The following is a 13,026-nucleotide window of genomic DNA, read 5'->3' as shown; positions in this document are numbered from 1 at the left end:
GCGTCGTGCTCAAAAGCAGACGGGGCCATCGATTGACGGCCCCGCATGGAAAAAATTGAGCATGACACTCAATCAGGCGGATTCAAACCCCTGATCCGCCCTGGTGCTTACACGGCAATGGGCTTGCCGTCCGTACGCTGGATCACCACGGTCGAAGAACGTGGACGTACCGTGTTCATGCTGACGACGGTGGCGTCCTGCGTGTCATAAGCGGGCCAGTTCGAGGGGTGCTGAATGTTCAGGAACAGGCTGGTGTGATCCGGGGTCATGGCAAAACCGGTGATCTCGGCTTCATTGGGCCCCACAAAGAAGCGGCGCAGCTCGGCCTGATTGGAGGCGTTGATGGCCGGACCGGTACCTGTGCTGTCAGCCAGGGCGCCGGGGATAACGGCCAGCATCTGGTCGTTGGTGGCGCGGGCGACATTGTTTTTACGTCCACCATCGATGCCATTGTCCGTCTGGATCCAGAGGATGCCCCGGCTGTCAAAAGCCAGGCCGTCCGGGCTGGCCAGTTGGTTCAGATCCGTCAGGCCAGAAAGGTTGGTGTCCGCATCCGCACCGGCATCCGAGCCGAACACAAAAATGTCCCACTTGAATTTGTTCGAGTCTGCCTCGTCGTGCCAGCGAATCACGTGGCCGTTTACGTTGTTCAGACGTGGGTTGGCCGGGTTGGTGCCCGTAGAGGCATTGCGGCTGGTGTTGTTGGTCAGCGTCAGGTAGACGTCGCCGTTGCTTGGGTGGGTGGCGGTCCACTCGGGGCGATCCATCGGGGTGGCACCCACAAAGTCAGCGGCACCGCGTGTGTTGATCAGGATGGCATCGAGGCTGCCAAACTCTTGAGCCAGCGTGCGCCCATTTTTGCCAACCGTTGTTCCTGTCAGGGCTAGCCATTCGCCCGAACCGTCTTCGTTGAAGCGGGCGACATACAAGGTGCCCTTGTCCAGATACTTGGCGCCCACGGCCAGGCGATCCGTGCGCTGGGCGTCTTTCGGGTCCCAGTTGGCTTCGGACACGAAGCGGTAAACGTATTCAAAGCGCGAATCGTCGCCACTATAGAAAGCCAGGGGTTTGCCGGCTTCAGGCTTGCTGTAGGCACAGCCTTCGTGGGCGAAGCGACCCATGGAGGTGCGCTTGGTGGCAATGCTGCTGGGGTCGTAAGGGTCGATCTCGACCAGATAGCCAAAACCGTTGACTTCGTTGCGCCAGTCCTCGGTGGCGCTGGCGCCTGTTGCGGTCACGTTAAAGCGGGCGAATTCGCCCAGGACTTCCGAAGGGTCCTTGGCGGCGGTTTCCCATTTGTAGCGGCCAGTTGGACCAGCCGATACGCCCACGCGTAATTGGGCTGCATCACGATTGCCAGTGTTTACAAAGCAGGCGGCCCAGTTCTCTTCGGCGGTGATGTAAGTGCCCCAGGGGGTCGTGCCGTTACCGCAGTTATTGTTGGTGCCACGCACTTGCGTGCCGTTGGGCGAAAAAGGCGTTTTGGTCCAGTCCGTGCCGCCGATGGGGCCGGCCAGCTTCATGGGGGTGGCGGAGGTGAAGCGACGGTTGTAACGCGAGTTCTGGACGATGTCCCAGCGGCCCTGGTCGCGACGAATGTGGATGATCGCTACGCCATGGGCATTGATTTCCTTGCGCACTTCCTCGGCAGGCCGTTTGCCATCGACCAGGGTCGGGCCATTGGGGTGCAGGGCATTGGCGTCAATATATTCGTGGTTGACGGCCAGCAAGCCCTCAGTGGAGCTGCCTTCCAGTGGGAAAAAGTGCATGCCGTCATGGTGCATGCCCATGGAGTTGAGCAGATCACTGGAGCTGTTGTTGCCGTTTTGGTCCCAGGGCAAGGCGTTGTCGTTAATGGGCGTTCCCCACGGGGCCAGCACATGGGCGGTATAGCCGGGAGGCACAACACAGCCATCTGTCATGGAAGTGGGCAGGGACTCAAACCCCAGTTTGAGCTTTGCCGGTGGTTCTGGATCAGGATTGGGGCTTGGGGTAGGGGTCTGGCCACTGCCGCTATCGGACGAGCTGCTGCCGGTGCTGTTGCTGTCACAGCCAGCCAGGCCAAAGCCGGTCATGGTGGCCAGCGCAGCGGCCAGGCCTCCGCGCATGACGGCACGGCGAGACAGGCTTCGTTCCAGAATTTCGCTAAAAGGGGTGTTCTGACTGGCGTTACGTACAGTCTTGTCGGAGATATGTTTGCTCATAGTGATGAATAGCGCCAAGGCTGAGTTAGGGGGTAGCGCTCATCCTAGTCGGTCAACGTGAAAGGTCTATGACAAAGGCCGGAATGTTGCCGGGGTCTGGCCGGCAAACGTGCCGCAGATCGGGTCATAGCGCGGGTTGGCGGGCTGGATGCGCGTGACCAGTCCTTTTTTTTGGCCTTTTTCCACGGACTGAAACTGGGGGCGGCAGGGTCTAATTCTGATTAGTAAGTCAAGGCGGCGCTTATTTCTGCAGGGTCAATGTTGATTTGCGTACGACGGCGTACATTTTTATCAGCAGGGCCGAAAGGTAGGCGGTTTTATTACCCTCTTTAATTGGTCGCTCAGTATCAAAACGACTTTCCGTTCTTTTTGGTTCCGGTTTTTTCAAAACCCTTAAAGGGGTTTTTTCTCCCTGGGCACGCCCTATGACTGGGCATTTTCCTGAGGCGGTGGAAGTAGCTATTTGTTGTACTATGTTTCTTTTTTTTATTCGGGAACTCAATGAAGCAAGGGGTTTTACTGCGCAGTGGCCGTGCCGATGCTTTCATGGCTTTAGGTGAGGGCGGCCGACCGGTATTTCGCTCCGCTTTACAGTTACGAGAAGCTTTGCGCCGTCGGGCCGGCCATGTTGCCGATCATATGGCGATTCCGCAAAGCAATGAAACAGGCTCCACACTGGACTGGTACAGCCCGATCCCAGGTCAGGTGGTGCCTTGGACGGCAGCAACGGCGCAGGAACGTGAGGAAGGCCTGAAACAATTAACGGCTTTTCAGGCCAGGCTGGACGAGATGACGCCTGCTGTGGACGCCGATGAGCAGGAAAAGAACGCCTTGGGCGACAAGGCCCTGTTCTCCAGTCTGCTGCGCCGTGTTCTGTATTTCCCGGATGAAAACTTTGTCTATCTGGTCAACGGCAAGCCCGTTCTGACCTTCTGGGGCTTTTTGCACCACGGAGCGGACCAAACCCAAGATCCCTTGCTACCCTTGAGACCCGCTCCTCAGGTGGCGCCTGCCGTCGTGCCTGCCCCGCTGCCGCCAGTCGAGCCCGCCGTGCCTCCGGTGGTGGCTCCCGTGGCTGCAAGCTGGTGGTCCCGCTGGTGGTGGCGTTTGCTGGCCTTATTGCTGCTGCTGGCCTTGCTCCTGTTTGGCTTGCGCTGGTGTTCGACGCCCCTTGTGCCCAATACCCCTGTGGCGTCGTTGAGTTCCAGTGTCGGCAGCTACCTGCCCGAGAAAGTGCGTAACTGGCTGGGTTGGTCCTTGCCCACGCTGGATACGGGCGTTCTGCTGCCCAATGCTCGTGTCGATGCGACGGGGCGTGTTACGGCAGGCTCGGTGCCCGTGGTACCGGGCGCGCCAGGCTCGGGTATGGCTCCAGGGGTAAGGGCGCCTGACGCTGTTGCTCCGGGAACGGGCGTTCCTGTCGTGCCGGGTGCTCCAGAGGGAGGCCAGGCTCTGGATGCTGCGCCGCCAACTGATCCGGCCGCGAACGCGCATGCCCATCCCCAGCCGCCGCAGTTGCCAGACGGGCCTGCCAACCCGCCTGCCGATCCTGCCGCGCCTCCGACTCTGGATGCCAATCCGACTAGCCCTGCAACGTCTGCGGCAGTTCCCCCCGGTTCTCTGGTGGTGCCGCCCGATGCCTTGCAAACGGGCAAGATGGATTTCCTTAACGGCCAATGGGCCGCCCGCATGGGAGTGCAGGACAGTCAGACCGGTAAACCCGTGCAACTGCAATATCAATTGAAAGACGGTGCAGGCCATGTGCAGATCAAGCGCGGGGACGGCGTGCAGTGCGAGGCTCCTGTGTCGGCCTTGGCCGATCAGGGCCGTCTGATCTTGAATGCTAATTCCGCCGCCAAATGTACTGACAATGCGGCCTACGATATGCCCAAGATTGTGTGTGATCCCGGTGCCGCAGGAGCTGCCGCCCAGTGCGCGGGCATGTACGGCTCCAATGCCTTTCCTCTGATCTTGCAGCAATCCGAATGATGAGTGCCTGAATCTTATGTTGCCTGAATTACTCAAACACGATGGCTTGGTTACTTTGATTGAAAATACCGGAGTCCAGTTCATGGACTTCGGTTTTGACATCAACGCTCCCACTTTGGGTAGCAAGAAGCTGGGCACCTTGAACCATTCTTTTTTCAGCACAAATGGCCAGAACTGGCGTTTGCTGTTTGAAGGTCTGCAGTTTGGCCAGGAGCAGACCCTCTTTCACCAGCCCGAAGGCGAGGTGGGGGTCTATCAGGGAGGGGGGCGCAATGATCAGGAATGCGATGTGTCCCTGAGTCGTACCCTGGACCTGTTCGATGGCCTGTGGCTACCGGTGCCCTATGTTCGTTTTGTCGCCCCCCATCGTTTCGATCATGGGCCAGCCAGTTGGAGCCGCCTGCGGGTGGTGCGTCTGGAAACGCCCGATCGGGACGGCAACACGCACCGTATTACGCTTGCCTGCGACACCAGCGTGGTGGACCTGACTGAAGGCGCGGCCTATCTGGCCCCCTTGCGAGAGGACATCAACGCCGGCGCCCTGTTTCGCCTTGCTTGCGATAGCGCCCATATGGACTGGTTCCTGAACCGCGACTGGGTGCAGGAATGGCTGCTGGAAGTTTATAAAGACAACGTCAACAAAACGCGCAACATCGACTTTGGCGAAGAGGTCAGCGCCTTGCGCTCGGCTCAGTTGCACTTTTTGAACCTGCTCAGTCTGTTCGCGCCCCCGCATGAGAGTGTGGAAGAGCGTACGGAAGCCTGGGTACGCTTGCCGGACATCAAGGTGTTGGCGGCCAACTGGCAAAGCGAGCAGATCATTCCGGTAGATCTGGTGCTGGATGTAGGGAACTCGCGTACTTGCGGGATTCTGATTGAAAACCATGGCCAGGACGATTCGGGGCTGCGGCAAAATTACGTGCTGCAGTTGCGCGATTTGTCCCACCCGCATCAGGTGTACAGCAAGCCATTTGAAAGTCGTGTCGAGTTTGCGCAGACGGACTTTGGCAAGAATCATCTGTCCCTTAAAAGTGGCCGTCCCACCGCCTTTTCCTGGCCTACGCTGGTGCGTGTTGGCGATGAGGCTGCGCGTTTGGCTGCGCGCCGTCGTGGCACCGAAGGCACCACCGGCCTGTCCAGTCCTAAACGCTACTTGTGGGACGAAAACGAATACAAGCACGGCTGGCGTTTCAGTCAGCAGTACGACCGTTCCGATGCAGAGCCGCGTGCCCTGGCGGCACCATTCTCCCTGCACATTGACGAGCGGGGCGAAGCGCTGTTCACCTTGGAAGAAGACGACCGCCTGCCGGTGTTTGAGCCGTTCTATTCGCGCAGTTCGGTCATGACATTCATGCTGACCGAAGTGCTGGCCCAGGCGCTGTTGCAAATCAACAGTCCGGCCCAACGGGTGCGTCAGGGGCATTCCAACAAGCCGCGTCGCCTGAGCAACATCGTGTTGACGGTACCGCCCGGCATGCCTTTGGTAGAGCGCAGCCTCCTGTCTGAGCGTTTGCGTCAGGCCATTGGTCTGCTGTGGACCAGCCTGGACTGGTATCAGGGTGAAGAAGATCCTTATGCGCTCGAGCCTGTCGAATCGGGTCGCATGCCAGAGAGCCTGCGTGTGCCTTTGCCCGAATTCCGGGTGGAATGGGACGAGGCAACCAGTTCGCAGTTGGTCTATCTGTTTACCGAAATTACCCAGAACTTTGCCGGCCATGCCGATGAGTTCTTTGATGCCGTTGCGGCCCCCTACAAGGAAGATCGGGAAACGCTGACCTTGGGCATTATTGACATTGGTGGGGGCACCACCGATATCGTGATCAGCGACTACACCTTGCGTCGCCCGGCAGGGGCGGGCGGTGGCAGCAACCTGACCATCTCGCCCAAACAGCGTTTTCGCGACAGCTTCCGCGTGGCCGGTGACGATATCTTGCTCGATGTGATTCAGCGTTATGTCCTGCCCGCGTTTGAACACGCCCTGAGTCATGCCGGTGTGCAGGATACGGACGTCTTCCTGTCGCGTCTATGCGGCAATGAAAAAGCCGATGCCAATAAAGCCGTCTTGCGCCAGCAACTGGCCCTGCAGGTCTTTGTGCCGCTGGGGCTGGAGTTTCTGAAACGCTATGAAGCCTACGATCCGCACGAGGACCCGCGCGCTGTTCAGTCGGTGCCCTGGGGCCAGTTGCTGGACTTTGAACATGTGCATGGCGATCAGGGCAATGTTCCCCTGTCCCATGCCTCGGCGGGGGCGGCCGATGCCCTGCCACGCGTTTCCGGCCAAGTGGTGCAGTATGTGCTGGACGAACTGCACAAGCATGTCGGTCAGCGCGTGGAGCTGGAGCTGGCCCATGTTGAGCAGTCCTTTGATCTGGCCCATTTGCACCAGGGTTTGGTCACGGGTTCGCTGAACATTAACGACCCTTTGCGCGCTTTTTGCGAAGTGTTGAACTATTACGACTGCGACATTGTGCTCATGGCCGGGCGTCCTTCGCGCCTGCCAGGCGTGCAGGCCTATGTGCGCTCACAGATGCCTGTCTCGCCTGCGCGATTGTTGCCTTTGCACAATTACCGCACCGGCAGCTGGTATCCCTTCCACACCAATGGCCGGATCGATGATCCCAAGAGTACGGCCTCGGTGGGCGCCATGCTGTGCCTGCTTTGCTACAACATGAATATTGACCAGTTCAATTTCAAAGTATCGAATCTGCGGCCGCGCTCCACCCTGCGCCATATCGGGATTATCGATTCCAATAATCAGATCAAGGATCAGGATCTGGTCTACAAGGATGTGCTCCAGATTGACCCGGATACCCGCGAGGAAATGGTGACGCTGGAAAGCGTCAGCAGCGAGGACTCGGACGGCTATCACCTCTTGATGCAGGGCAGTTACCTGCGTCTGGGCTATCGACAGCTGGATGTCGAACGCTGGCCCGCCTCGCCCTTGTATTACCTGCATTTGAACGAGAAGGTGCGTCGCCAGATGGCGGATGCGCCTGACGATGATGGGCAACTGCCTTCCATGGAAGTGAGTTTGCAGGTCAACCAGAAAGTGCGTGACAAGCAAGGTCGCCGCATGATCAGCGACCGCCTGGAAGTGCGTCGCTCCAATCCGCGCGACTTCAAATTGTCCAGCCCTGTGCCCAAGGCTGTGCGTATCCAGCTCAACACCATGCTGGAAGCAGGTCTGGGTGATTCTCCATATTGGCTCGATAGCGGGAGCGTAGTGCTCAAATGACGGACATGACGACCTTACAGAAGGATTTGTGCCAGGACTGGCAGAACGTATATCACGGTGCAGGACAGGCGATTGAGTGGGTCATGCAGGCGCGTGGCTCGTCGCAACGCCTGAATGCGCAAGCCGACAGTCTGGTGCTGGAGCTGCGCCGTGCCCGTAATACAGCCCGCAGTCTGAGCGTGGTGTCGGGGCGCCCCATGACGATTGGGTTTTTTGGTCTGTCGCAAGCGGGCAAATCCTATCTGATTTCCAGCCTTGCCGCGGGGGGCAACGGACGCCTGGAAACCCGTTACGGTGGTGAAACCATCGACTTCTTGCGCCACGTGAACCCACCGGGAGGCGGTAAAGAAGCCACGGGTCTGGTGACGCGTTTCAGCCGTAATGCGAGCGCAGGTCCCGAGGCCTACCCTGTCGAACTGCAGATTTTCTCTGAGGTCGATATGGTGAAAATCCTGGTCAACAGTTATTTCAATGACTTTGACAAGGAGCAGGTCGGTTATACCTTTGCTCCTGATCGTATCAAGGCCTTGATCGACTCGCTCAAAGGCCGCGCGGGCCTCACCGATACCGGCTTTAGCGCCGATGATGCCGTGTCCTTGTGGGATTACGTGCGCGGCAGTTTTGGCAATTCCACCCGCTTGCTCGATAGTGTTTATTGGCCCGAGCTCATGAATCTGGCCCCCGCTTTGCGTCTGGAAGATCGGGCACAGCTGTTCTCCATCTTGTGGGGTGAACAGGCTGAGTTGAGTGAACTTTATATCGGCCTGGCTAAAGTGCTGCAGGCCCTGGGCCATCCCAGCAAGGTGTATGCACCCTTGACCGCCCTGATCCGTCGCGAAGGCGATGGCTTTGTGCAGCAGGACAGCATCATGAACGTGGATGTGCTCGAATCCTTGGGCAGTCCCGCCGAGAAAAGCCTGAGCGTTTTGCCCGTGCGCGAGCACGATGGCCAGACCGTTGTTGCTGCCCAGGCGGTGGACGTGCCCTTGGCCCATCTGGCCGCGCTGACCGTTGAGCTGACCTTTCCCTTGATCGGTGAAACCCAGGCCAGCGGTGTGGACAAGGTAGACCTGCTGGATTTTCCCGGTTACCGCGGTCGCCTGAACATTCGCTCGGTGCAGGAGGCCGGTGCCGCGTCGGAGAGCAGCGGTGGCAATCCTGCCTCGCAGCTGATTCTGCGCGGCAAGGTGGCCTATCTGTTTGAGCGCTATACCGACCAGCAGGAGATGAATGGCCTTGTCATGTGTACGGCCTCGGACAAGCAAAGTGATGTCAAGGACGTGGAACCCGTGCTGACACGGTGGGTGCATCGCACTCAGGGGGCCACACCGCAGGAGCGCCAGAACCGCAAAGTGGGCCTGATGTGGGCCATTACCATGTTTGACAAACGTATTGGCGCCTCCCTGATTCAGGATGATGCTCAGGTGCGTGACAGCTGGGATGGCTTGATGAAGATGAGCTTCAAGGAGCGTTTTGGCCACTGCGAATGGTTGCAGCAATGGCGTCCCGATCAGCCGTTTTCCAACACCTTCCTGGTGCGCAAGCCCGGCATGCCCACGCCGTTTATCGATCTGGATACAGAGAGCCGGGAGCTCTCCATTACCGCCTCTGTGGCCGAGAAAATGGGGCGCATGCGCGGCAGCTTTATTGAGAACCCGCTGCTGGCGCAGCAACTGAGTGATCCAGCCCAGGCCTGGGATGCCATGCTCGCCTTGAACGATGGTGGCATGCAGCGTTTGCGCGCTTATGTGGCCCAGATCGGCGGCCTGGATTTCAAGCTGATGCGCCTGCAAGAGCAGTTTCGCAGTTTGCATGACAGCCTGGTCAAGAAGTCCCTGTATTCCTGGTACAGCCAGGATGGCGATCAGCAATCGGTAGTCAAAGAGGCGCTGGCCAAACAGTTCCGTGAAGAATTGCCTGCCTATCGTGCCCTTGTGGGCGAACTGCTGGCGGCCTTGCACCTGTCGCAAGATACCTTGCGAGATCTGTTCTTGAGCCTGGGTTCCAGCAAAAGTGAGCCCGATGAACCGGGCGTGTTGGTTCAGGAGCAGCCTTTCGAGCAGCAGTATGCCGATCTGGTTTATCGCAGTTGGGTCAGTCAGTTGCGTGACCTTCCTGCCAGCCGCACCAATCAGAATGTGTTGCGCATGCCGGTCGATTTGCTCGCCAGCCTGGTGGAGGAGTTGATTGTGGCCTCGGATCGTTGGGCCTTGCGCGACAAGCTGCTGGCCGCGCTGACCAAGCGTCGTCAAAGCGGTGTGCGGCGCGAGCGCCTGGCTGATCGTCAGGTCTGCAATGTGTCCATGACGATCAGCGAGTTTGTGACCTGGTTCTACCTGAAAGGCGGCACCGAGGATTTCTTCAAGACCCCCAGGACGTTTGCCCCCGATGGCATGCCGGCACTGCCCGCCCAGCCCCAGGATCACGGTGCTCTCTTTTTTGAGCAATGGCTGGCCGCTTTGGCGCACACCACCTTGCATAACGCGGGTTATGAGGGCGGGCGCGAACTGAGCCTGGAGCAAAATCAGGCCTTGGGCCGCATTTTGGACTGTTTTACCGATAAGAGCGTGGCATGAAATTAAGATTTAGTTTGCAGGCGTTGGAGCCTGCTGTTCCGGGCCGCGCTCGTTTGTATGTGCGTGATCTGGATGATGAGCTGGAGCTGGGGGACTATGCGATCGCCATTCAGCGCAGCCAAAACAGTTATTACCTGCATTCGGCACAAAGCTGGGATGCTTCTTTGCGTTGGTTGCCGCAACAAGGCTGGACCGAGCATGAAGAGGGTATCGCGGTTCTGCTGAACGCCGACATTGTGGATTCGCTGCTGGCCAATGCCAGCGATGCGTATCAGATCACCTTGGCGGATAGCGGTGGTGAAGAGTTGGGTCGCAGCCCGCTGAAACTGGACAAGGCCATCTTGCCTTCTACTGCGGGTGGCCATGCCCAGGCAATGGAACTGACCATGCCGGTAGCCGCTGCACCCGAAACACCCGCGCCCGAGCCTGTTGTGGAAACGCCTCCTGTGGTTGAGACGGTGGCTCCTCCAGCGCCGGAACCCGTCAAGGTAGAGATGCCCGCCCCCAACGTGGACACGGTGGCTCCTGTCGAGCCTCCCGCCAAAAAAGGTGGCATGGCCAAATGGATTGTTTTGCTTGTCCTTTTGCTGACTTTGCTGGGCGCAGCCGCCTACTGGTTCTACAGCCAATCCGCCAAGGACGACAGCCCGGCGGCCCCCGAGGCACCCGAGCCCAAGCCCGCCGTGGTGGAGACTGACAACTGCACCATGGACAAGCTGGCAGATCGGCCTGGGCTGCAGTTCGTGCAAGAGTGTGTCAAGGAAAGCAAAACGTCCGAGCAGTGGCTGGCTGTGATTGAGGAAGTCAAAAAGGCGGGGCAATGCGACGTCGCCCAACGCCTGTATGTGAACAAGGCACAGTCTGGTGATGTGAAGATTGCCCTGGCCTATGCCCGTGAATATGATCCCCAGGATCACCCGGCGCATGCCTGCTTTAGCAAGCCCAATCCGGCTACCGCTGCGTACTGGTATGAAACCGTCTTGCTGTCCGATCCCGATAATGCGCACGCCAAGGCCCGCTTTCAGGAGCTGAGCCAATGATGATCCGTCCGCTGGTTCGATTCAGTTTGCTTGCTGCGCTCTTGTTGGGGGCAGGCCAGGCACAGGCGGCCGCCCCCTTGCTGCAAGAGGGTAAAAAGACGCTTTATCAACGCGTCCTGACCACGCCTTCCTGCCGTCTGTTTTCTTCGGCAACGGATCAACAGGGCAAGCCAGTTCCCGCCTTTAGCCGTTTTTATATTTATCAGCGCATCGAGCAGGCCGGGGCAGAGCGCTTGCAGGTGGGCCCGGACAGCCAGGGCAAAACCGTGGGCTGGCTGGACAAGGCCTGCACGGTGGACTGGAAAATGCAGTTGACCCTGGCCTTTACCAACCCGGCCAACCGTGACCGCATGTTGTTTTTCCAGGAGCGCACCTTGCTGGAAAAAGTCCTGGACACGCCTGACCCGGCAACCCTGGTGGCTCCTATCCGTCAGGCGCTGCGTAAAGACGCGCAGGCCGAGGGTGTGCTGGCCCAGGAACCTGAGTATTTTGTGGATGTGCAAGAGCAGTTCTACCTGTTGCCCGTTTTGAGTGGCGAAGAGGTGATGACTGAAAACGGTTTCCGTACGCGTTTGCTCAATGTGGCCTCGGTCAGCAAACAGACAGCCGATCAGAACGAGCCGGACGCCGCCAAGAACGAGCCGCAGCCGGATCAGGATGCCCTTCGCACGTCCCAGATCAAGGGCTTTAGTGCGGCAGTCGTTTTTGTGATTGACTCCACCATTTCCATGGACCCCTACATTGAACGTACCCGCGAGGCGGTACGCAAGGTCTATAGCAAGGTGGAAGAGCAGGGCCTGACAGAGCAGGTCAAGTTCGGGTTGATCGCGTTTCGCTCCAATCTGGACGCGGCGCCGGGCATTGAGTATCTGACGCGCATGTATGCAGATCCCAATACCGTCACCAGCAGTGAAGACTTCCTGGCTAAAGTGGCCGATCTGAAGCAGGCCAAGGTCTCGACGGTTGCCTATGACGAAGACGCCTACGCCGGGGTGCTCGAAGCCCTGGACAAGGTGAACTGGAATGATTTTGGCGCGCGCTACGTGGTGCTGATTACCGACGCCGGGGCGCTGGAAGGCAATAACACGTACTCCTCGACCGGCCTGGATGCGCCGCAACTGCGTATTGAAGCGGCCAAGCCGGGGGTGGCGATCTACACCCTGCATCTGAAGACGCCCTCGGGCAAGAACAACCACGCCAAAGCCGAAGACCAGTACCGCGAGCTGTCCACGTATGGGGGCACGCAGACTTCGCTGTACTACCCCGTCAATGCCGGTGATGTGAACCAGTTTGGCAAGATGGTCGATAACCTGGCCACGGCGCTGACGGAGCAGGTCAAAGTGGCCTATCAGGGCGGAGATGCCATTGGCAGCGCGGCCCGCGCCGAGGAAACGGGCGATAGCACGACTGACCAGATGCTCTCGGACGCCGAGTTGATCGGCCATGCCATGCGCCTGGCCTATCTGGGTAAGACAACCGGCACCACCGCGCCCGAGGTATTTCATGCCTGGATCAGCGATCGTGACCTGGTGCGCCAGAACATTCCCACAACGGATGTCCGTGTTCTGTTGACCAAAGCCCAGTTGAGTGATCTGAGCGCTGTGGTTAAACAGATTCTGGAGGCGGCCAACGAAGGCATGATTTCGCCTACCGACATGTTTAACCGCTTGCGTTCCGTGGCCGCCGCCATGGGGGCGGACCCCAGCACCTTGAAGCAGGAAAAGGGCACCAAGCTCGCCGAGCTGGGCCTGATGAGCGAGTATCTGGACGACTTGCCCTACCAAAGTGCGGTACTGAGTCTGGACGAAGATACCTGGAGCAGTTGGGATGCCCTGAGCCAGGAGAAATTCATTCGTGATCTGGGCATCAAGTTGCGCCATTACGAACGTTACAACGCGGATGCGGATCGCTGGGTGTCATTGGCCGAAGGGGCAGATGCGCGGGATGACGTGTATCCCGTGCCGTTGGAGATGATGCCCTGA

6 protein-coding genes are annotated in these 13,026 nt (G+C 58.8%); 5 read left to right on the top strand and 1 reads right to left on the bottom strand.

Features of this window, described 5'->3' with window-relative positions; all coding sequences use genetic code 11:
* Nucleotides 1-107: 107 nt before the first annotated feature.
* A complete protein-coding gene (locus V6936_RS07560; RefSeq protein ID WP_301607061.1) occupies nt 108-2,204 on the bottom strand; it encodes a PhoX family protein in 2,097 nt (698 codons plus the stop codon).
* Between the two features lie 501 nt (nt 2,205-2,705).
* Here V6936_RS07560 and V6936_RS07555 point away from each other — a divergent pair.
* Genes V6936_RS07555 through V6936_RS07535 form a run of 5 tightly spaced genes read left to right on the top strand, consistent with a single transcriptional unit; the run spans nt 2,706 to nt 13,026 of the window.
* The gene (locus V6936_RS07555) at nt 2,706-4,193 is read left to right on the top strand and encodes an SrfA family protein (protein ID WP_336579670.1); all 1,488 of its coding nucleotides are present in this window, start codon (nt 2,706-2,708) and stop codon (nt 4,191-4,193) included.
* Between the two features lie 16 nt (nt 4,194-4,209).
* A complete protein-coding gene (locus V6936_RS07550) occupies nt 4,210-7,428 on the top strand; it encodes a virulence factor SrfB (RefSeq protein ID WP_336579668.1) in 3,219 nt (1,072 codons plus the stop codon).
* 5 nt (nt 7,429-7,433) lie between these two features.
* A complete protein-coding gene (locus V6936_RS07545) occupies nt 7,434-10,004 on the top strand; it encodes a virulence factor SrfC family protein (RefSeq protein ID WP_162129606.1) in 2,571 nt (856 codons plus the stop codon).
* A complete protein-coding gene (locus tag V6936_RS07540) occupies nt 10,001-11,044 on the top strand; it encodes a hypothetical protein (protein ID WP_059317889.1) in 1,044 nt (347 codons plus the stop codon). The genes V6936_RS07545 and V6936_RS07540 overlap by 4 nt, the downstream gene beginning before the upstream one ends.
* Complete coding sequence (locus tag V6936_RS07535; protein WP_336579667.1) at nt 11,041-13,026, top strand: vWA domain-containing protein; 1,986 nt, start codon at nt 11,041-11,043, stop codon at nt 13,024-13,026. Before V6936_RS07540 ends, V6936_RS07535 begins: the two co-directional genes overlap by 4 nt.

The organism is Alcaligenes sp. CHO6 (assembly GCF_037120595.1).
Lineage (GTDB): Bacteria > Pseudomonadota > Gammaproteobacteria > Burkholderiales > Burkholderiaceae_B > Alcaligenes > Alcaligenes ammonioxydans.
This window is presented reverse-complemented; position numbering and strand designations above follow the sequence as displayed.